Source organism: Pseudomonas sp. HLS-6 TE3448, from assembly GCF_053629555.1.
Map to the genome: position 1 here is coordinate 1,478,764 of NZ_JBRJIO010000001.1, position 23,312 is coordinate 1,502,075.

The following is a 23,312-nucleotide window of genomic DNA, read 5'->3' on the forward strand; positions in this document are numbered from 1 at the left end:
GCGATTCAACAGCTCTTCCTTGATCTGGTTGAATAAATGGCCATTTGCCATATCCGTTGGCGGGCGCCATGCTAGTGCGCAAGTCTAGACAAGGACGCACCCTTTTGCCCTCTGCTACCACCCGCGCCACACTCAGCCGCCAATGGGAACTTTTGCGCCAGCTACCCAGCCGATCCCCCGGCATCACTAGCGCAGAGCTGGTCGCCCGATTGCAGGACGCTGGCTTCACCATCAGCAAGCGCAGTATCGAGCGAGACCTCAACGAACTGTCGTTGATCTTTCCACTGGAGCGCAACGACAAGAGTATTCCCTATGGGTGGCATTGGGCGGCAAACGCCTGTGTCGAACTGCGCGGCTTGAGCATCAGCGAAGCCTTGAGCCTGGCGTTGGTCGAGGAAGCGGTACGGCCACTGCTACCGGGGAGCATGCTCAAGGTGCTTGATGCGCGTTTCAGTCATGCTCGGCAAAAACTTGAGCACTTGTCCGGTGCGAACAAGGCTGCGCGCTGGCTGGACAAAGTCGCCAGCGTTCGCCCCGACATGAACATGCAAACGCCCGAGGTGCCCGACAGCATTCTGGAAACGGTGCAGAAGGCATTGTTGGAGGAGTATCAGTTGAAGTGCCAGTACTACTCGGCACATAACGACAAACTCAGCGAAATGACTCTCAACCCGTTGGCGTTGATTCAGCGCGGTCAGGTCAGCTACCTGATTGCCCGAGCGGATCCCTACAGTGATATTCGCCAGTTTGCGGTTCATCGCTTTCGCACGGTCAGTATCCTCAGCAGTGCCACCGAAGGTCTCGAGGATTTCGACCTGCAGGTTTACCTGCGCAGCGATGCCCTGCAATTCGGGCAGACCGATAAAATCGAGCTGCAAGCCTGGGTGAGCGACAGTTTGGCGCGCTTGGTACGTGAAACGCCGCTGTCGGCGGACATGAGCCTGGCCCCGTTGGCACATGGGCATCTTCTGAGGGCTACGGTCAGCAATAGCTGGCAGTTGCGCTGGTGGTTGTTGAGCCAGGGCGATGGCTTGATCGTCGAACAGCCCATCGGCCTACGCCAGCAGATTGCTGAAACCCTGATCAAGGCCGCCGCCCAGTACCAAACGGCATGAATTAGCGCTGCATACCCCAGCGCTTGATGGTGACCCGTTCCAGGCTATTGAACACCAGGCTCTCCACCAACAAGCCGATCAGGATGACCACCGCCAGGCCGGCGAATACCTTGTCGGTGTACAGCTCGTTGCGGTTCTGAAAAATGTACCAACCCAGGCCACCCTTGCCGCTGGTCGCACCGAAGACCAGTTCGGCGGCAATCAGGGTGCGCCAGGCAAAGGCCCAACCAATTTTCAGCCCTGAGAGAATCGACGGCAGCGCGGCTGGAATCAGGATATGCAGGACCAGGCGCAAGCCGCGCAGGCCATAGTTGCGTCCGGCCATGCGCAGGGTTTCCGATACGCCGAGAAAGCCGGCATAAGTGTTCAGCGCCAGCGCCCAGAGTACGGAATGTACCAGTACGAAAATCAGGCTGTTGTCGCCCAGGCCGAACCAGAGCAGCGCCAAAGGCAGCAGGGCGATGGCGGGCAAGGGGTTGAACATTGAGGTCAAGGTACTGAGCAAGTCGCGGCCGAATTGTGTCGACACTGCCAGGCTGGTCAGCCCGAAGGCCAGGACAATGCCCAGCAGGTAGCCCTTGAGCAGCACGATCAACGAGACGCCGACCTTGGCCAGCAGCTCGCCGCTGGCCAGGCCATCGATCAAGGCGCGGGATGTCTGGACAAAGCTGGGCAGGAGCAGGTCGTTGGCCTGATAACGGGCAACAGCTTCCCAGGCCAGGGCCAGTAACAGCAGGATCAGCCCTTTGCGCAAACTGCTGTGTTGCCAGAGTCGCTGGGGCAGTGGAAGCTCACGTTCCAATGGCACGCTGAGCAGCGGCTCCAGGGGGACCTCATACTCCTGGCGCACAATAGGAGGGGTAGCCATGCGAGTGGACTCCAGGTCAGTAGGCGATGCGAACATCGGCGAAATCAAGATCGAGTGCTTGATCTTGCGCCTGATCTTCCTCAAACAGCAGTCGATGGATACGTTGTGCCGAGGCCTGGAACTCACGGCCGCCCAGACTATGCAGCCCGTACTGATGGCTGTGCACTTCGGCGCGCACCCGTCCTGGGTGCGGTGACAGCAGCAGAATGCGGTTGCCTACTACCAACGCTTCTTCGATGGAGTGGGTGACGAACAGCAGTGTGAAACGCACCTCCTCCCAGAGCAGCAACAACTCTTCCTGCATCTTGCGCCGGGTCAGCGCATCGAGTGCGGCGAATGGTTCGTCCATCAGCAGGATCTTCGGTTGCATCGCCAGTGCCCGTGCGATGGCCACCCGCGCTTTCATGCCGCCGGACAAGGTGTGCGGGTAGGCGTCGGCAAAGGCTGCCAGGCCAACTTTTTCCAGGTAGTGCAGCGCGCGCTGCTCGGCCTCCTGACGCGGCAGCGTGCCAGAGACCTGCAACGGGAACATGACGTTCTGTTTGACGGTTTTCCAGGGTGGAAGCTGATCGAACTCCTGGAACACCACAATACGGTCGGGACCAGGCCCTTTAATGGCCTGGTCTTGCAGACGAATCGTCCCTTCCTGAGGCTCGATGAAACCGGCCACCGCCTTGAGCAGGGTCGATTTACCGCAGCCCGAAGGGCCTAGCAGGACAAAGCGGTCGGCCTTGTCCACTTCAAAGCTGACGTGGTGAGTGGCGCGCACCACGCGTTGCGCAGTGCGGTACTCGAGGCTGACGTTATCCACGTGCAGCAGAGGCGACGTGGGCACGTCGCGCAGGTTGCTGACCGTGTGGCCTTGCAATTGGGCGTTCATGCGTTTCAGCTCCCTTGCAGAGGCTTCTCATCCTGGAAGAAGTAGTCTTTCCAGGATTCGGGCTTGTGCTTGATGGCGCCGACGCGATAGAGAAATTCGGCCAGTGGGTAGGTGTTTTTCGGCGTGACGCTGAACTCGTATTGAGGGTTGTCGATGATCTTGAGCAGCGCCTCGCGGTCGATTTTTGCCTTGGTCACCCGAATGTAGGTGTCGGCGGCGGCAGCCTTGTCGTTCTGGGCGAAGTCTGCCGCTTCGGCCAGCGCTTCAACGAACGCTTTATAGGTCTTGGGGTTGTCCTTGCGGAATTTCTCAGTCGCAAACAGTACGGTTGGCGAGTTCGGGCCGAGCAGGTCGTAGGTGTTGAGCACAACATGCACACTCGGGTTGGCCAGCACCTGATCCTGGAATGGCGGGTTGGAGAAGTGCGCGTTCAACTCGGTACCACCGGCCAGCAGGGCTGCGGTGGCATCAGGGTGCGGAACCGCCAGGGTGAATTTGTCCAGGCGGGCATACTCCTTGTCACCCCATTGCTTGGCTGCCGCGTACTGCAGAAAACGCGATTGCACTGAAACGCCCACTGCCGGCAGGGCGATGCGGTCCTTTTCGCTGAGGTCGGCAATCGTCTTCACGTTCGGATTACTGCTGACCAGGTAGTAGGGGAAATTACCGAGTGAGGCGACGGCCTTGACGTTCTGTCGACCCTGGGTGCGGTCCCAGATGGTCAGCAACGGACCGACGCCGGCCCCGGCGATATCCACCGAGCCGGACAGCAGTGCGTCGTTGATGGCTGCACCGCCAGAAAGTTGGGTCCAATCGACCTTGATGTCGACTCCCTGTGCCTTTCCGTGCTTTTCGATCAACTGTTGATCACGCACCACATTCAGTAGCAGGTAGACGATACCGAATTGTTCGGCGATGCGAATTTCGCCTTCGGCCTGTGCGGCGGCCGGGGCCACCAGGCTTCCGGCGATCAGGCTAAGACCCAGGCCGATACTGGCCGCGAGGCGGCTGATAGCGTTACTCATGCTGTGCTCCTTGATCGGTCTTAGAAGGGCGCGTCGCCCTGAATGGTGGTGCGGTACAACTTGCGGCGCAGGTGGCTCGGGCAGCCGGTTGCCAGGTGAATCAGTGAGCGGTTGTCCCAGAACACCAGATCGCGGGGCTGCCATTGATGGCGGTAAATGTTGTGTTCCAGCACGCTGTGGGCGTACAGCTCGGTGAGAATCTGGCGGCTTTCGTCTTCCGGCAGGCCGATGATTCGGGTGGTGAAGCCCTCGCTGACAAACAACGCCTTACGACCGTTCTCCGGGTGCGTGCGGACGATCGGGTGAATCACTTCCTGTACCTGTGCCAACTGCTCGGCAGTCAGGGTTGGGCGCCAGTTGCCTTCGAACTTGGTCTCGCTGTAACGCGCGGTATAGGAGTGTGCGGCGCTGCGCCCCTCGACGGCCTTGCGCAGGGCCTCAGGCAGGTCGTCCCAGGCTTTGTGCATGTCGGCGAACAGGGTGTCGCCGCCTTCGCTGGGCAGTTCCTGGGCATGCAGCATCGAGCCGAGGCTGGGGAGTTCCTTGTACGACAGGTCGGAATGCCAGAATTTGCCAGCATCACCCAGGCCGATGTTCTGCCCGTTCTCGACAATGTTGGAGACAATCAGGATTTCCGGATGCCCGGCCAGCAGGAACTGTTTGAGTACATGGACTTGCAGTACGCCAAACCGGCGGCTGAAGGCGACCTGCTGTTCGGGCGTGATGTGCTGGTTACGAAAGACCAGCACGTGGTGATCCAGATGAGCCCGGTGGATGCGGGCAAACGCTTCGCCGTTGACCGGCAGGCTCAGGTCAAGGCCGATGATCTCGGCACCTACTGCGCCGGCAAGAGGACGAATTTCGAAGGTTTGCTGCTGTGCGCTGTCGTGTACCGACAAAGCGATTGAGGCTGCTGACATAGTGCTCTCCCACGCAGTGCGCGCCCAAGGGTGCGCGCATCGATCAGAAACTCACGGCTGTTCCGTGTTGGTTCGTGTCGTGCGGCGCACCGATTGGTCGGCATGTACGCAGGGGATTAACTATATTGCTATAAGAGATTTAATTTAAATATCTTTATTGAATAAGCATATGAGAGAGCAGCGGCTTCCAATCAACGCTCGCGCAAGGCCTCGGCCCGTGCCCGGATGATCGGCTTGAGCAGGTAGCTCAACACGCTTTTCTTGCCGGTAATGATGTCCACTGATGCGACCATGCCGGGGATAATCAGCAGCGGTTTTTCGTCAGTGCCCAAGTGGCTGCGATCCGTACGCAGTTTGATCACATAGAACGTGTTGCCGTCTTCGTCGGTGATAGTGTCGGCGCCGATCTGCTCCAGCCGGGCTTTCAGCCCGCCATAGATGGTGAAGTCATAGGCGGTGAACTTCACCATGGCGTCCTGGCCAGGGTGGAGGAAGGCGATGTCCTGTGGACGGATCCGCGCCTCCACCAGCAGTGTGTCATCCAGCGGCACGATCTCGACAAGATCACTACCGGGTTGAATGACGCCGCCAATCGTATTGACCAGCAGTTGTTTGACGATACCGCGCACCGGCGAAGTAACCAGCGTACGGCTGACCCGATCCTCCAGCGCCTTGCCGGTTGCTTGGGCCTTGCTCAGGTCCGTGCGGGCTTCGTTCAGTTGGGTCAGGGCCTCGCTGCGGAACTTGCCACGGGTTTCGTCGATCTTGCGTTCGACTTCCTTGATGGCGGACTCGGCGCGTGGGATGGCCAGAGAGGTTGCATCCAGTTGGCCTCGGTTTTCCACCTCGGCCCGCTTGAGACGTAGCACCTCAACCGGAGAAATCGCGCCCTGGGATACCAACGGTTCGGACATGTTGATTTCCTGACGCAGCAGCTGAAGGCTGTTGCGGTACTGCGCCTGCTTGGAGCTGAACTCGCGCAGTTCCTGCTGGCGCTGTACCAGTTGCTCCTGCAAACCGCCGATCTCGTTCTGCAACTGCTGGCGCCGACTCTGGTACAACGATTCCTCGTTGTTGGCCTGATTGGGCGCGGCTTTGCGGATTTCATCGGCGATATGCAATGGGCGATCCTCGACCTCGGCGCTCAAGCGTTCGACGCGCAGCGCCATGGCCAAACGGTCGGCTTCTGTCTCGCCAACGTTGGACACGAACCGAGTATCGTCCAGGCGCAGCAGTGGCGCGCCGGCTTCGACAATCTCGCCTTCGTGGGCATAGATCTCGGCAACGATACCGCCTTCCAGGTTCTGGATTTTCTGCAGTTTTGAGGACGGAATGGCCTTGCCATCTCCCCGAGTCACTTCATCAATGATCGCGAAGTTGGCCCAGAGCCCCATGAACAGGAAAAAACCGATTACGCCCCAGATGGTCAGCCGCACAATGCGCGGTGCATCCTCGATCAGGGCTTTGTTGACCTCAGGCAAGGGTTGCCCATGGAGCGACTCCGAGCCTTTGAAGTAGTTACTCAGTACGTCCTTGATGCGACCTGCTCCAGACTTAAGCAACACTGATCTGCCCCTTTTTCAGCGCATCCATTACGGCGGCTTTCGGGCCATCCGCGACAATCTGCCCGCGATCAATCACGATTAGCCGGTCGACCAGTGACAACAGCGAAGCACGGTGCGTGACCAGTACAACGGTCTTGTTCTCGATAACCGCTTGCAGGCGCTGCTTGAGGCGCTCTTCACCGGTGTTGTCCATGGCGCTGGTCGGCTCGTCCAGCAACAGGATCTGCGGGTTCAGCAGCAAGGCCCGGCCTAATGCAACGTTCTGCCGCTGACCGCCGGAGAGGTTCTGGCCGCGCTCGCCGACCTGCAGCTCGTAGCCCTGCGGGTGCAGCCTGGCAAACTCATGCACGCCAGAGAGCTCGGCCGCTTGCAGGACCATTTCGTCCTCGATATAGCGGGCACCGCTGACCAGGTTGTCGCGCAATGTACCGGACAGCAACTGGATGTCCTGAGGGACATAGCCGATATTGTGGCGCAGCTCGCTCACATCGATCTGACGGATGTCCACGCCATCGACCAGCAACGAGCCAGCGTCTGCTTCGTAGAGGCCGACAATCAACTTGGCCAGCGAGCTCTTGCCTGAGCCGCTACGGCCGATGATGCCGATCTTCTCGCCCGGCCGGATCACCAGGTTGATACCCTTGAGCGCAACGTTCTGCTGGTTCGGGTAGGTGAAATCAACCCCGCGGAACTCAATGGCACCTTGCAGTACCTGGCGGCTCAGTGGGCGCTCTTCGAAGTTGCGTTCTTGCGGCAGCTCCATCATCTGGTCAACCGAGACCATGGTGACCTTGGCCTGCTGGTAACGGGTCAGCAACCCGGCCAGTTGGCTCAGGGGGGCCATGGCGCGTCCATTGAGCATGTAGCAGGCGATCAGGCCGCCCATGCTGAGGTGGCCGTCCATGATCTGGTAGACGCCGAAGCAGATCAGCGCCACGCCGGCCAACTGCTGGATCAGCAGGGTGATGTTCATGGCCAGGCCCGACAACACCTTGACGCGCAGCTCCAGGCGGCTAAGCGTACCGATGGTCTGCTCCCACATGTACTGGCGTTCGCTTTCGGCGTTGTTGACCTTGACTGCATCCAGCCCTGCGAGGGTTTCGATCAGGCTCGATTGGCGCTCGGAACCCAGTGCCATGGTGCGCTCCAGCGTTGCGACCAGTGGTTTTTGCAAGGCATGGCCGATGCCCAGAGCCAGCGGGAACGCAACGATGGGAATCCAGACCAGATGGCCGCCGATGATGGCGATCACCAAGAGGATCAGCAGGGTGAATGGCAGGTCAATCAGGCTGGTCAGTGTCAGTGACGCAAGGAAGTCGCGCAGGCCCTGAAATTCATGGATGTTCTGGGCGAAGCTACCGACCCGGGCCGGGCGGTACTTCATTGCCATGCCGACAATACGCTCGAACAGCGTGGCGGAGATGATCAGGTCGGTTTTCTTCCCGGCCAGGTCCAGGCAAAGGCTGCGCAGGCCCTTGAGGATCAGGTCGAAGAGGTAGGCCCCGGTAATACCGATGGCCAGCACCCAGAGGGTCGAGGTTGCCTGGTTGGGAACTACGCGGTCGTAGACGTTCATCACGAACAGCGGTGCGGCCATGGCGATCAGGTTGATGACCAGGCTGGCGGCGATGGCGTCGGCGTAAAGCCAGCGCGAGCGCTTGAGGGTGTCACGGAACCATGAGCGCGCCCTGGGGATCAGGTTGCCATGGTTGACGTCGAACTTATGCTGCGGCTGGGCAAAGAAAACCCGGCCACTGTAATCGGCCAGCAGCGCTTCGCGGCTGACATGTACCTCACCGCCGTCGCTCTCGCTGAGCAATAGACGTGCAGTACCTTCGTTTTCCCAGCCGAGCAGGATCGTGCTGCGGCCATCCTTGAGCAGCAACATCGCCGGCATGGCGATGTTGGGTATCTGCTCCAGCTTGCGTTGCAGCAAGCGACCTTGCAAGCCTGCCCGGGCAGCGGCGCGAGGCAGTAGCTCCGGGCTCAACCGCTGCGAGGGCAGCGGTAAACCGGTGGTGAGCATCGCCCGGCTGGCAGGTTTCTGGTGCAACACACAGAGCGACAGCAGGCTGTCCAGCAACGGATCGTCGTGCTGGCTGCGTGGATCATGGGTGAGCTGGACTCGACTGACTTCTGATTCCACGCGGCATTCTCTTAGCTAATTCGGTTGGACATGAGGGCTGGCCTCAGTTCATGCCGGGCAGGTTAACCTGAGGCTTCATGTCGTTTTGTACAACTGTAGCCATTGGCGCCACAACGCCTTGGCTCTTGAGGAGCTGGCCAATGGTTGCCTTGATTCGATATTGAGTAAACAGCTGACTGTTCTTCACCTCTGCCAGGCGGCGCTGGGCGGTGAACAACTCGTTTTCGCTATCGAGCAGGTCAAGCAATGTACGCTCGCCCAGGCTGAATTGCTTCTGGTAAGCGGTGCGAACACTGCTGCTGTAATCAACGTACTTCTGCGCAATCGGCACCTGGGCATTGGCGTTATTCATAGCATTCCATGCCAGGCCCAATTCTTCATTGAGCTGGCGCAAGGCATTGTTACGAATATCCAGCGCTTGGTTTGCCTGATAGGACTTGGACTCCAGGTCCGCTTTGTTGCTGCCACCGGCATACAGGTTGAAACTCATGCGCAGCATGGCCTGCCAGTCATTGTTATGACCGCTGACACCATCGATATTGTTGTCGGCACTGCGCCCCAGTTCAGCATCGAAACGCGGGTAGAACGCCGATTTCGCGGCATCGTACTGCTTCTCCGCAGCGGCGATATCTGACTCCGCCGAGCGCAGGATCGGGCTGCTTTCCAGCATTTGCTGGCGTGCTTCATCCAGGCTGGCTGGCAGCATGTCGATGAAGGCCGGCGGCGTGCTGATTTCGTCTGGCATTTGACCAACTACGCTCAGGTAGTTGGTTTGTGCGTCAGCCAGGTTGGTTTGTTCGGTGATCAGGTTGTTGCGGGCCTGTGCCAGACGAGCTTCGGCCTGATCCATATCGGCCAGGCGGCCAACACCACGAGTGGTTCGCAGCTTGATTTGATCGAAGATACGTTCATGGCTACGCAGGTTGTCTTCGGCCAGACGCACCATATCGCGACGGGTCAGCACGTCCAGATACACCTGGGCAACATTGAGTGCCGTGCGCTCGGACGTACCCATCAGGGCATAGGCGCGTGAGTTGACGGTGGCTTGTTGGCGACCGACTTCACTGGACGTGGCGAAGCCGTCGAAGACCATTTGTCGAAGACGCACGCTGGCTTCGCCACGGTTGAGAGTTTCCCAATCGTTGCTACGGTTACCAATGCGAGTGCTCGGGCTGTCGGTGCCTTCGCGGCCGTAACCTGCCAATACATCAACCCGCGGCAAATAGCCGCCCTGGGCTGCGCGCAATTGATAGTCGGCGGCGGTTCTGCTGTTAACCCCGGCTTGAACTTCCGGGTGGACTTCGATAGCGCGCTGCATAGCTTCCGGCAGGCTTTGCGCTTGAACAAAACTGGCGGCAAGGGTGAAAGGAAGAGCAGTCAGAAGGAGCGATCGCATTTACTTTTTCCCGGGGACATCTTGTCCCAAATCACAGCAAGTGGCCTTGCCGCAGTTAATAATGGCAACAGTACGCACCTTACGTCGGAAATTTCCGAGATGCTACTAGGATAGTACGAAGGGGACTGGTAACCGTTCAAATATCAATGTGACATTACGTACCCAATTGTTTAGGATGGCGACCAGAAGGTCAATACTTTGGCATTAAGTTAGCTGCCAAGTTTTTCAGTCATTATTTTGACGTCTATGGTGTCAAAAGTGCCTCACAGAACATTCCATCTGATTGCGGCAAGTCAGCGTCGCTCGGGCATGGAAGCCAATTTGAACGGTTAGTCCGGAGAGTCTTATGAGCAGTGTTGTTGCCGTTGTCAAAAGCATTGTTGGTCAAGTAATCGCGGTTTCCCCAGAAGGGATTCAGCGTGTACTCATCGAAGGCGACCGTTTGTTCGTCGGCGAGCAGGTACTGACCGGTCTGGCCGGTGCCGTAACGCTGGAGCTGGCTGATGGCCGCACGCTCGATCTCGGGCGTGACATGCAGTGGAGTGCCGATGCGCCAGACAGCACCACCGATCTGGCGGAGGCTACGGCGCAACAAGCCCCGTCGGTTGACGAGTTGCAACAAGCGATCGCGGCCGGTGCTGACCCGACCACTGAACTGGAAGCCACGGCGGCAGGTCCTGCTGCGGCTGGCGGTGGTGGCGGTGCAGTCGGTGGTGGCCACAGCTTCGTGATGCTTGATGAGACTGCTGCGTCAGTCGATCCGACCATTGGCTTCCCTACCGAAGGCTTGGCCTTCCAGACGGCCGCTGTTCAGCAAGAGCAAGGCCCGCTGGTTCTGAATACGGCTGCTGATGCCACCACGCCGTTGCGTGCCGCCGACCTGACCCTTACCGCTACCCCGAGCATCACTGAAGCGGGTGGTGTGTTGACCTACACGGCGACCCTGACTCAAGCGCCACTGACCGACCTGACTATTACCTTGTCCAACGGCCAGGTGATTGTTATCAGCGCCGGCCAGCTGACCGGCAGCGTCAACGTAGAAATTCCGCCGAATGACACGGTGTACATCGATGGCAGCGAAATCTCCGCCACCATCACTGGCACCAGTGGCGGTGGTGGCCTGGTGGTTACCCCGAGCACAACACCTGCAGTCACCCAGATCACCGACACCATCGACACCACCACCGTGAGCCTGACGGCGACCGGCAATATTGTGGAAGGTGGCGGCATCACCTACACCGCGACCCTGACCAACCCGGCACAGACGCCGGTCACCGTGACCCTGTCCAACGGCCAGACCATCACCATTGAGGCCGGCAAGACCACCGGCAGCGTGGATGTTGAAACCCTGGGCAATGATGTCTACAACAACGGCAGCACCGTCAGCACCACGATTACCGGTGCTACGGGGGGTAACTTCGAGAACCTGGTGCCGAGCACCGAGCCGGCGGTGACCACCATCACGGACTCGCCGGACACCACCACCGTGAGCCTGACGGCGACCGGCAATATCGTGGAAGGTGGCGGCATCACCTATACCGCGACCCTGACCAACCCGGCACAGACGCCAGTCACCGTGACCCTGTCCAACGGCCAGACCATCACCATTGAGGCCGGCAAGACCACCGGCAGCGTGGATGTTGAAACCCTGGGCAATGATGTCTACAACAACGGCAGCACCGTCAGCACCACGATTACCGGTGCTACGGGGGGTAACTTCGAGAACCTGGTGCCGAGCACCGAGCCGGCGGTGACCACCATTACCGATTCGATCGACCCCACCTCACTCACCCTGACGGCGACTTCGACGGTGGGTGAGAACGGTGTAATTACCTACACCGCTACGGTCGGTGCGCCTGTGACCGGTTCGCCACTGACAGTAACCCTGTCCAATGGCCAGACCATTACCATCCCGGTGGGTGAATCCGCCGGTACTGTGGACTTCACCGCGCCGAATGATGTGTACAACGGCGCCGACTCGATCATCACCACCATCACCGGCACCACAGGTGGTAACTACGAGAAGCTTGAACCGAGCGAAGAACCTGCGATTACGGAAGTGGTCGACAGTACGGACACCACCAGCCTGAACGTGACGGCAACTGGCGAAGTCGCCGAAGGTGGCAAGATCGTCTACACCGCGACCTTGAGCAATCCGGCCGGCACCGAAATGCAGATCACCCTGAGCAATGGTGAGACCATCACCATTGCCGCAGGTGCGAAAGAAGGCAGCATCAGCATTGATGCGCCGGGCGATGATTCATACATTGATGCTGGCACGCTGAGTGTTACGGTCACTGGTACCAGCGGTGGTAACTTTGAAGAGCTGGAGGTCAGTGACAAACCTGCAGTGACCACGGTGACCGACACCATCGACACCACTACCGTGACCCTGAGCGCTACACCAAGCGTGGCTGAAGGTGGCGTTGTCACCTACACCGCGTCGGTCAACGCCCCGGTTACCGGTACGCCGCTGGTGGTGACCCTGGCCAACGGCCAGACCATCACCATTCCGGTCGGTGAGTCGTCGGGTTCGGTACCGTTCACCGCACCGAACAACGTCCACAACACCAACGCACCGCTGACCAACAGCATTACCAATGTTGAAGGTGGTAACTACGAAAAAGTAGAAGCTGTTGGTAAGCCGTCCACGACTGTCACCGATGGTCCTGGCACGCAGGATTCGACTGGCCTGAGCGTCAGCGCGACTGGCGAAGTGACTGAAGGCGGCAAGATCGTCTACACCGCGACCCTGACCAACCCAGCCGGCACCGAAATGAAGGTGACCCTGAGCAACAACCAGGTCATCACCATCGCCGCCGGTGCGAAAGAGGGCAGCATCACCGTTGATGCTCCATCCGACGACGTCTACAAAGACGGCGAGACGCTGAACGTCACCATCACCGGCAGCACCGGTGGTGACTTCGAAAGCCTGGTGACCAGCCCAACGGCGGCAGTGACCACGGTGACCGACACCATCGACACCACTACTGTGACCCTGACGGCTGAGCCAAGCGTGGCTGAAGGTGGCGTTGTCACCTACACCGCATCGGTCAACGCCCCGGTTACCGGTACGCCGCTGGTGGTGACCCTGGCCAACGGCCAGACCATCACCATCCCGGTCGGCGAGTCGTCGGGTTCGGTACCGTTCACCGCACCGAACAACGTCCACAACACCAACGCGCCGCTGACCAACAGCATTACCAATGTTGAAGGTGGCAACTACGAGAAAGTAGAAGCCGTTGGTAAGCCGTCCACGACCGTAACCGATGGTCCAGGCACGCAGGATTCGACAGGCCTGAGCGTCAGCGCGACTGGCGAAGTGACTGAAGGCGGCAAGATCGTCTACACCGCGACCCTGACCAACCCAGCCGGCACCGAAATGAAGGTGACCCTGAGCAACAACCAGGTCATCACCATCGCCGCCGGTGCGAAAGAAGGTTCGATCACGGTTGATGCTCCATCCGACGACGTCTACAAAGACGGCGAGACGCTGAACGTCACCATCACCGGCAGCACCGGTGGCGACTTCGAAAGCCTGGTGACCAGCCCAACGGCGGCAGTGACCACGGTGACCGACACCATCGACACCACCACCGTGACCTTGAGCGCCACACCAAGCGTGGCTGAAGGTGGCGTTGTCACCTACACCGCATCGGTCAACGCCCCGGTTACCGGTACCCCGCTGGTGGTGACCCTGGCCAACGGCCAGACCATCACCATCCCAGTGGGTGAGTCCTCCGGCTCGGTGCCGTTCACCGCGCCGAACAACGTTCACAACACCAACGCACCGCTGACCAACAGCATCACGGACATCAGTGGCGGCAACTACGAGAAAGTAGAAGCCACAGGCAAGCCAACCACGACCGTAACCGATGGTCCAGGCACGCAGGATTCGACCGGCCTGAGCGTCAGCGCAACCGGCGAAGTGACTGAAGGCGGCAAGATCGTCTACACCGCGACCCTGACCAACCCGGCCGGCACCGAAATGAAGGTGACCCTGAGCAACAACCAGGTCATCACCATCGCCGCCGGTGCGAAAGAGGGCAGCATCACCGTTGATGCTCCATCCGACGACGTCTACAAAGACGGCGAGACGCTGAACGTCACCATCACCGGCAGCACCGGTGGCGACTTCGAAAGCCTGGTGACCAGCCCAACGGCGGCAGTGACCACGGTGACCGACACCATCGACACCACCACCGTGACCTTGAGCGCCACACCAAGCGTGGCTGAAGGTGGCGTTGTCACCTACACCGCATCGGTCAACGCCCCGGTTACCGGTACCCCGCTGGTGGTGACCCTGGCCAACGGCCAGACCATCACCATCCCAGTGGGTGAGTCCTCCGGCTCGGTGCCGTTCACCGCGCCGAACAACGTTCACAACACCAACGCACCGCTGACCAACAGCATCACGGACATCAGTGGCGGCAACTACGAGAAAGTAGAAGCCACAGGCAAGCCAACCACGACCGTAACCGATGGTCCAGGCACGCAGGATTCGACCGGCCTGAGCGTCAGCGCAACCGGCGAAGTGACTGAAGGCGGCAAGATCGTCTACACCGCGACCCTGACCAACCCAGCCGGCACCGAAATGAAGGTGACCCTGAGCAACAACCAGGTCATCACCATCGCCGCCGGTGCGAAAGAAGGTTCGATCACGGTTGATGCTCCATCCGACGACGTCTACAAAGACGGCGAGACGCTGAACGTCACCATCACCGGCAGCACCGGTGGCGACTTCGAAAGCCTGGTGACCAGCCCAACGGCGGCAGTGACCACGGTGACCGACACCATCGACACCACTACTGTGACCCTGACGGCTGAGCCAAGCGTGGCTGAAGGTGGCGTTGTCACCTACACCGCGTCGGTCAATGCCCCGGTTACCGGCACCCCGCTGGTGGTGACCCTGGCCAACGGCCAGACCATTACCATCCCGGTCGGCGAGTCGTCGGGTTCGGTACCGTTCACCGCACCGAACAACGTCCACAACACCAACGCGCCGCTGACCAACAGCATTACCAATGTTGAAGGTGGCAACTACGAGAAAGTAGAAGCCGTTGGTAAGCCGTCCACGACCGTAACCGATGGTCCAGGCACGCAGGATTCGACTGGCCTGAGCGTCAGCGCGACTGGCGAAGTGACTGAAGGCGGCAAGATCGTCTACACCGCGACCCTGACCAACCCAGCCGGCACCGAAATGAAGGTGACCCTGAGCAACAACCAGGTCATCACCATCGCCGCCGGTGCGAAAGAAGGTTCGATCACGGTTGATGCTCCATCCGACGACGTCTACAAAGACGGCGAGACGCTGAACGTCACCATCACCGGCAGCACCGGTGGTGACTTCGAAAGCCTGGTGACCAGCCCAACGGCGGCAGTGACCACGGTGACCGACACCATCGACACCACTACTGTGACCCTGACGGCTGAGCCAAGCGTGGCTGAAGGTGGCGTTGTCACCTACACCGCATCGGTCAACGCCCCGGTTACCGGTACGCCGCTGGTGGTGACCCTGGCCAACGGCCAGACCATCACCATCCCGGTCGGCGAGTCGTCGGGTTCGGTACCGTTCACCGCACCGAACAACGTCCACAACACCAATGCGCCGCTGACCAACAGCATTACCAATGTTGAAGGTGGCAACTACGAGAAAGTAGAAGCCGTTGGTAAGCCGTCCACGACTGTCACCGATGGTCCTGGCACCCAGGATTCGACCGGCCTGAGCGTCAGCGCAACCGGCGAAGTGACTGAAGGCGGCAAGATCGTCTACACCGCGACCCTGACCAACCCAGCCGGCACCGAAATGAAGGTGACCCTGAGCAACAACCAGGTCATCACCATCGCCGCCGGTGCGAAAGAAGGTTCGATCACGGTTGATGCTCCATCCGACGACGTCTACAAAGACGGCGAGACGCTGAACGTCACCATCACCGGCAGCACCGGTGGCGACTTCGAAAGCCTGGTGACCAGCCCAACGGCGGCAGTGACCACGGTGACCGACACCATCGACACCACTACTGTGACCCTGACGGCTGAGCCAAGCGTGGCTGAAGGTGGCGTTGTCACCTACACCGCGTCGGTCAATGCCCCGGTTACCGGCACCCCGCTGGTGGTGACCCTGGCCAACGGCCAGACCATTACCATCCCGGTCGGCGAGTCGTCGGGTTCGGTACCGTTCACCGCACCGAACAACGTCCACAACACCAACGCGCCGCTGACCAACAGCATTACCAATGTTGAAGGTGGCAACTACGAGAAAGTAGAAGCCGTTGGTAAGCCGTCCACGACCGTAACCGATGGTCCAGGCACGCAGGATTCGACAGGCCTGAGCGTCAGCGCGACTGGCGAAGTGACTGAAGGCGGCAAGATCGTCTACACCGCGACCCTGACCAACCCAGCCGGCACCGAAATGAAGGTGACCCTGAGCAACAACCAGGTCATCACCATCGCCGCCGGTGCGAAAGAAGGTTCGATCACGGTTGATGCTCCATCCGACGACGTCTACAAAGACGGCGAGACGCTGAACGTCACCATCACTGGCAGCACCGGTGGCGACTTCGAAAGCCTGGTGACCAGCCCAACGGCGGCAGTGACCACGGTGACCGACACCATCGACACCACTACTGTGACCCTGACGGCTGAGCCAAGCGTGGCTGAAGGTGGCGTTGTCACCTACACCGCGTCGGTCAATGCCCCGGTTACCGGCACCCCGCTGGTGGTGACCCTGGCCAACGGCCAGACCATTACCATCCCGGTCGGCGAGTCGTCGGGTTCGGTACCGTTCACCGCACCGAACAACGTCCACAACACCAACGCGCCGCTGACCAACAGCATTACCAATGTTGAAGGTGGCAACTACGAGAAAGTAGAAGCCGTTGGTAAGCCGTCCACGACCGTAACCGATGGTCCAGGCACGCAGGATTCGACTGGCCTGAGCGTCAGCGCGACTGGCGAAGTGACTGAAGGCGGCAAGATCGTCTACACCGCGACCCTGACCAACCCAGCCGGCACCGAAATGAAGGTGACCCTGAGCAACAACCAGGTCATCACCATCGCCGCCGGTGCGAAAGAAGGTTCGATCACGGTTGATGCTCCATCCGACGACGTCTACAAAGACGGCGAGACGCTGAACGTCACCATCACTGGCAGCACCGGTGGCGACTTCGAAAGCCTGGTGACCAGCCCAACGGCGGCAGTGACCACGGTGACCGACACCATCGACACCACCACCGTGACCCTGAGCGCCACACCAAGCGTGGTTGAAGGTGGCGTTGTCACCTACACCGCGTCGGTCAATGCCCCGGTTACCGGTACGCCGCTGGTGGTGACCCTGGCCAACGGCCAGACCATCACCATCCCGGTCGGTGAGTCCTCCGGCTCGGTGCCGTTCACCGCGCCGAACAACGTCCACAACACCAATGCGCCGCTGACCAACAGCATTACCAATGTTGAAGGTGGCAACTACGAGAAAGTAGAAGCCGTTGGTAAGCCGTCCACGACTGTCACCGATGGTCCTGGCACCCAGGATTCGACTGGCCTGAGCGTCAGCGCAACTGGCGAAGTGACTGAAGGCGGCAAGATCGTCTACACCGCGACCCTGACCAACCCGGCCGGCACCGAAATGAAGGTGACCCTGAGCAACAACCAGGTCATCACCATCGCCGCCGGTGCGAAAGAAGGTTCGATCACGGTTGATGCTCCATCCGACGACGTCTACAAAGACGGCGAGACGCTGAACGTCACCATCACCGGCAGCACCGGTGGTGACTTCGAAAGCCTGGTGACCAGCCCAACGGCGGCAGTGACCACGGTGACCGACACCATCGACACCACTACTGTGACCCTGACGGCTGAGCCAAGCGTGGCTGAAGGTGGCGTTGTCACCTACACCGCATCGGTCAACGCCCCGGTTACCGGTACGCCGCTGGTGGTGACCCTGGCCAACGGCCAGACCATCACCATCCCGGTCGGCGAGTCGTCGGGTTCGGTACCGTTCACCGCACCGAACAACGTCCACAACACCAACGCGCCGCTGACCAACAGCATTACCAATGTTGAAGGTGGCAACTACGAGAAAGTAGAAGCCGTTGGTAAGCCGTCCACGACCGTAACCGATGGTCCAGGCACGCAGGATTCGACTGGCCTGAGCGTCAGCGCGACTGGCGAAGTGACTGAAGGCGGCAAGATCGTCTACACCGCGACCCTGACCAACCCAGCCGGCACCGAAATGAAGGTGACCCTGAGCAACAACCAGGTCATCACCATCGCCGCCGGTGCGAAAGAAGGTTCGATCACGGTTGATGCTCCATCCGACGACGTCTACAAAGACGGCGAGACGCTGAACGTCACCATCACCGGCAGCACCGGTGGTGACTTCGAAAGCCTGGTGACCAGCCCAACGGCGGCAGTGACCACGGTGACCGACACCATCGACACCACCACCGTGACCCTGAGCGCCACACCAAGCGTGGCTGAAGGTGGCGTTGTCACCTACACCGCGTCGGTCAACGCCCCGGTTACCGGTACCCCGCTGGTGGTGACCCTGGCCAACGGCCAGACCATTACCATCCCAGTGGGTGAGTCCTCCGGCTCGGTGCCGTTCACCGCGCCGAACAACGTTCACAACACCAACGCACCGCTGACCAACAGCATCACGGACATCAGTGGCGGCAACTACGAGAAAGTAGAAGCCACAGGCAAGCCAACCACGACCGTAACCGATGGTCCAGGCACGCAGGATTCGACCGGCCTGAGCGTCAGCGCAACCGGCGAAGTGACTGAAGGCGGCAAGATCGTCTACACCGCGACCCTGACCAACCCGGCCGGCACCGAAATGAAGGTGACCCTGAGCAACAACCAGGTCATCACCATCGCCGCCGGTGCGAAAGAGGGCAGCATCACCGTTGATGCTCCATCCGACGACGTCTACAAAGACGGCGAGACGCTGAACGTCACCATCACCGGCAGCACCGGTGGTGACTTCGAAAGCCTGGTGACCAGCCCAACGGCGGCAGTGACCACGGTGACCGACACCATCGACACCACCACCGTGACCCTGAGTGCCACACCAAGTGCGGTCGAAGGCGGGCTTGTTGTGTACACCGCAACCGTGACTTCGCCTGTAACCGGTACCCCGGTCACTGTGACCTTGGCTAACGGCCAGACCATCACTATCCCGGTGGGTGAGTTGTCGGGCTCGGTACCGTTCACTGCGCCGAACGATGTGATCAATGGCCACGAGCCGCTGACCAACAGCATCACTGACGTCAGTGGCGGTAACTTCGAGGCGTTGGTTCCTGATGGCAAGTCTGTGACCACCGAGGTCACAGACACTATCGACAACACTAACCTGATTTTGAGTGCGACCGGCTCTGTGGCTGAAGGTGGCAATATCACTTACACCGCATCGCTGAGCAATGCGGCGGATACCCCGGTCACCGTGACATTGTCCAACGGCAAGACGATTGTGATTGCCGCAGGTGAAACGTCAAACAGCATCACCATCGCTGCACCTTCTGATGATGTGCATCTGGATGCAGGGAACGTCAGTGCGTATATCACCGGTGCCACCGGCGGTAACTTTGAGAACCTGTCTTACACCCAGACACCAGCGGTCACCAAGGTCACCGATACCATTGACAGCACCACTGTCAGCATTACCGGCACGAACTCGGTCGTTGAAGGTGGCACTGCCACTTACACCGTGTCGCTGAGCAATCCGCCACTTACGGATGTCATCGTCAAGTTAAGCTACAGCGGCACCGCGGCCAATGGCTCCGACTTCACCGGTGTTGCAACGGTGGTCATCAAAGCGGGCTCCAGCAGCGCAGACTTCAGTATCCCAACCATCAAGGATGCGGCCACTGAAGGCACCGAGAGCTTCACCGTCAAGATCGATTCGGCTAGTGGTGGTCGGTTCGAGAACCTGGTGGTTGATAGCAACGCGGGCAGTGTTACCACGCAGATCTTTGAGCCTGCGCCGATTCTCGACCTGGATGGCAACAACTCCAGTGGTTCGACCGGTGCTGACTACAACGTGACCTTTACTGAAGGTACTACCGGCCCGGGCGTTTCGATTGGCGACGTCGACGTGAAAATCGCCGATGTCGACAGCGACTTCATGATGGGCGCTACTGTCACCTTGACCAACCGTCAGCCAGGCGATCACTTGAACCTGGGTAACAGCGTCAACGGCATCTCCATCAATGCCAACAGCACGGATGGCCAGGTCGTGTTGACCTTGAGTGGTAAGGCGACCCTGGAGGATTACATCCAGGCAATCAAGAACATCAGTTTCACCAACAACTCGGACGACCCGAGCACCACACCACGGGTGATCACGGTTACCGTCACCGATGGCGTCAATACCTCCAACACTGCGACCACGACGGTCAATGTAACGGCGGTCAATGATGCACCGGTTGCGGCAGGCGGCGCGGTCACGGGTACTGAAGATGCACCGCTGACCTTGAATTGGAGTGACTTCAATGTCTCCGACGTGGACAGCGCGCTGTCCAGCCAGGGTATTGTCATCACCAAGCTGCCGGCCGATGGTGTCTTGCAGTACAAGGATGGCTCGACCTGGAAGACCATGACCGACAGTGATCTCGGCAAGGTCTTCAGCAAGGCTGACATCGACGCCGGCAAGCTGCAGTTCATGCCGGACAAGAACGAGTCGGGCTCCGATGCCTTCAGTGGCAATGGTGTAGGCGACCAAAAGGCCGACTACGCGCAGATCCAGTACAAGCCAACTGACGGCCAGACTCAGGGCAGCGAAGCCACGCTGAAAGTGGACGTGACCCCTGTAGCAGACAAGCCAGGCCTGACCATCGGCGGCAATGGCGTGGCCTCGACTGGCCTGATCAAGGAAGTCTGGAATAACCTCGGTGGTTTGGGCACCAGCGGTAATGGCGCCGATGCCGCAACGCTGAAGTCGGTGATCGATGCGGCCGGCACACCTAACAGCACTACGATCGCCACTGATGTGGCATCGACTGGCAACGTAAGCCCTGGTATCGCCACGAAAGTGTCGGGCCTGATCTACCTGGAAGCTGGTAGCACCTACACCTTCAAAGGTGTCGGTGATGACAGCCTGGCGGTGTCGATTGGTGGCAAGACTGTGGCTAGCACGACCTGGGGCGCGGGTGGCCAGCTTAATGGCAGCTTCTCACCGACCAAGAGCGGTTATTACACCGTTGATATCTACCACTACAACCAGGCGGGCCCAGGTAGCTACGACGTCAACCTGTCAGTCAATGGCGGCACTGCTGTAGACCTTAGCAGCGCGGGCGTGCCGATCTACACCAGTACTGCGGACCTGACCAACGCCGGCGTTACCCTGTCTGATCTGCACGGCAGCAACGGCGATGGTTACTACGATGGTTACAAACTCAACGAAGGCGCTGAGAACGGCACTGTCAAACTGTCCTCGATCAACACTTCGTTGACCGATACCGATGGTTCTGAGGTGCTGAGCGTCAAGCTGGGTGGTATTCCAGCCGGCTCGGTACTGAGCGATGGTGCAGGCCACACCGTGACCGTCGGTGCTTCCGAGGTGAACGTCACCGGTTGGAACCTGGGCAGCCTGAGCATCAAGCCGCCAGCGTACTACCACGGTACTTTCGACGTTAAAGTCACCTCGACTTCGACCGAAACGGCCAATGGCAGCACTGACTCCCGCGATGGCACCATCAAGGTGACCGTGTATGAGGACAAATACGCTCTCAATAACGGCACCGAAAACAATGACAACCTGTCGGGCACTGACAATAACGACGTTGTCGTGGCGGACGTCAACGGTCTGCATGTTGTGCAGGGGCAGAGCTACAACCTTGCGTTTATCGTTGACAGTTCTGGCAGTATGGACAGTTCGATTGCTGCTGCGAAGACCGCGCTGCAGAACGTATTCACGACCCTGTCTGGCAGTATCAAGGCTGGCTCTGGCATCGTTAACATTCTGCTGGTGGATTTTGCCACTCAGGTCAAGACCGTGCTTTCGGTCAATCTGGCGGACAGTGGTGCGCTCAAGACTCTCACCGATGCAGTGGAACGCATGAGCTCCGATGGCGGCACCAACTACGAAGATGCCTTCAAGACAACGGCGAACTGGTTCAAGGCACTCAAGGACGCTGGCAGCACCGGCAGTAATCAGACGTTCTTCATTACCGACGGCAAGCCGACTTACCATCAAACCAATGAGAACTTTAACCCGACCTTGACGGGCAGTGTCACGCTCGACAGCTTCCTGAAATCGATCAATTACAAGTTGGGTGGCACACTCGACGACTACGAGATTAACTCGAACACCAGGGTCAGTATCAGTAGGTCAGGTGTGTTCACGCTGGAAACGCGCAACGGCAACAGTGGTAAGTGGAGTGTGGATAAGTCCGTCACTGGTTCGGTTCGTGCGCAGGGGGACGGCACCTTTGAGCTTTCCAAGCGTGCTGGGGATGGTGGCGATACTACTGACGACACTTATGACAACTCGGTTGCAAGCTTCAAGATCCTCTCTGGTTTTTCTTCAGTCGAGGCTATTGGCCTGAACAAGGACGTCAACTTCACTGACCTGAAGGACTTCGACACAGACAACAAGCCACAGACCAACATTGACCCAAGCAAACTGGCTGAAGCGATCCTCGGGCATACCGAAGCCACCCAACCGGGTAACGACACGGTCAACGGCGGTGATGGCCATGACATCCTGTTCGGTGATCTGGTCAGCTTCGACTCGATTACCGGTAACGGTGTCGAGGCGATCCAGGCCTATGTTGCACAGAAAACCGGCCTGAGCCTCGCGGATGTCGATGAACGCGTGGTGCACAAGTACATCGCGGAGCACACCAGCGAATTCGACGTGTCGCGCACCAACGATGGCAATGACAACCTGTTGGGAGGTGATGGCAACGACATCATCTTTGGTCAGGGCGGTAACGACACCCTTGACGGTGGCAAGGGCAACGACATCCTGTTCGGTGGAAGCGGTACCGACACCTTGATTGGCGGTGAAGGTAATGACTACCTGATCGGCGGCAAGGGCAATGACATCCTGACCGGCGGTAGCGGTGCCGACACCTTCGTCTGGAAGGCTGGTGACGTGGGTAACGATGTGATCAAGGACTTCAAGCCTGCCGAAGGTGACCGTCTCGACCTGAGCGATTTGCTGCAAGGCGAGAAGGGCAGCACCATCGACAATTACCTGAAGCTCACGACCGTCGATGGTGTTTCTACACTGCAGGTCAGTTCCGAAGGCAAGCTCAATGCCGCCGGTGGAACGGCCAATGCCGATGTCACCATCAAGTTGGAAGGGGTGAACTGGTCGAACACCACGATCAACTCGTTGATCTCCGGTGCAGACCCGACCATCAAGATCGATCACTCCAACAGCTAATCCCTGT

At 59.4% G+C, this 23,312-nt stretch carries 9 protein-coding genes; 2 read left to right on the plus strand and 7 right to left on the minus strand.

Going from position 1 to position 23,312, the window contains the following annotated elements:
• Window positions 1-104: 104 nt before the first annotated feature.
• The gene (locus AB7M23_RS06980) at window positions 105-1,115 is read left to right on the plus strand and encodes a helix-turn-helix transcriptional regulator (protein ID WP_454240483.1); all 1,011 of its coding nucleotides are present in this window, start codon (window positions 105-107) and stop codon (window positions 1,113-1,115) included.
• A 1-nt stretch (window position 1,116) separates the two neighbouring features.
• On the opposite strand, the gene AB7M23_RS06985 is transcribed toward AB7M23_RS06980, so the two are convergent.
• From AB7M23_RS06985 to AB7M23_RS07015, 7 genes are all read right to left on the minus strand, one after another.
• Window positions 1,117-1,983 carry an ABC transporter permease gene (locus AB7M23_RS06985; protein ID WP_102053693.1) on the minus strand — a complete coding sequence of 289 codons (867 nt, stop codon included), beginning with the start codon at window positions 1,981-1,983 and terminating at the stop codon, window positions 1,117-1,119.
• Between the two features lie 16 nt (window positions 1,984-1,999).
• Complete coding sequence (locus AB7M23_RS06990) at window positions 2,000-2,863, minus strand: ABC transporter ATP-binding protein (protein WP_330523912.1); 864 nt, start codon at window positions 2,861-2,863, stop codon at window positions 2,000-2,002.
• Window positions 2,864-2,868: 5 nt separating this feature from the next.
• The gene (locus tag AB7M23_RS06995) at window positions 2,869-3,888 is read right to left on the minus strand and encodes an ABC transporter substrate-binding protein (protein WP_454240484.1); all 1,020 of its coding nucleotides are present in this window, start codon (window positions 3,886-3,888) and stop codon (window positions 2,869-2,871) included.
• A gap of 20 nt (window positions 3,889-3,908) precedes the next feature.
• Entirely contained in the window at window positions 3,909-4,808 is a 900-nt protein-coding gene (locus AB7M23_RS07000) for a TauD/TfdA dioxygenase family protein (protein WP_454240485.1), read from the minus strand.
• Window positions 4,809-4,999: 191 nt separating this feature from the next.
• On the minus strand, window positions 5,000-6,373 hold the full coding sequence (locus AB7M23_RS07005) for an HlyD family type I secretion periplasmic adaptor subunit (protein ID WP_065761709.1): 1,374 nt from the start codon (window positions 6,371-6,373) through the stop codon (window positions 5,000-5,002).
• The gene (locus AB7M23_RS07010; protein WP_065761708.1) at window positions 6,363-8,519 is read right to left on the minus strand and encodes a type I secretion system permease/ATPase; all 2,157 of its coding nucleotides are present in this window, start codon (window positions 8,517-8,519) and stop codon (window positions 6,363-6,365) included. Before AB7M23_RS07010 ends, AB7M23_RS07005 begins: the two co-directional genes overlap by 11 nt.
• Before the next feature lie 43 nt (window positions 8,520-8,562).
• A complete protein-coding gene (locus tag AB7M23_RS07015) occupies window positions 8,563-9,915 on the minus strand; it encodes a TolC family outer membrane protein (RefSeq protein ID WP_454240486.1) in 1,353 nt (450 codons plus the stop codon).
• Between the two features lie 346 nt (window positions 9,916-10,261).
• Here AB7M23_RS07015 and AB7M23_RS07020 point away from each other — a divergent pair, with 346 nt between their 5' ends.
• Window positions 10,262-23,305, plus strand: a complete 13,044-nt coding sequence (locus AB7M23_RS07020) for a retention module-containing protein (RefSeq protein WP_454240487.1) — start codon at window positions 10,262-10,264, stop codon at window positions 23,303-23,305.
• The last annotated feature ends 7 nt before the right edge of the window (window positions 23,306-23,312 follow it).

Bases quoted from the DNA above. Each gene is read 5' to 3' on its own strand.
- AB7M23_RS07015 (WP_454240486.1), bottom strand. From the start codon at position 9,915: ATGCGATCGCTCCTTCTGACTGCTCTTCCTTTCACCCTTGCCGCCAGT.
- AB7M23_RS06990 (WP_330523912.1), bottom strand. From the start codon at position 2,863: ATGAACGCCCAATTGCAAGGCCACACGGTCAGCAACCTGCGCGACGTG.
- AB7M23_RS06995 (WP_454240484.1), bottom strand. From the start codon at position 3,888: ATGAGTAACGCTATCAGCCGCCTCGCGGCCAGTATCGGCCTGGGTCTT.
- AB7M23_RS07000 (WP_454240485.1), bottom strand. From the start codon at position 4,808: ATGTCAGCAGCCTCAATCGCTTTGTCGGTACACGACAGCGCACAGCAG.
- AB7M23_RS07020 (WP_454240487.1), top strand. From the start codon at position 10,262: ATGAGCAGTGTTGTTGCCGTTGTCAAAAGCATTGTTGGTCAAGTAATC.
- AB7M23_RS06985 (WP_102053693.1), bottom strand. From the start codon at position 1,983: ATGGCTACCCCTCCTATTGTGCGCCAGGAGTATGAGGTCCCCCTGGAG.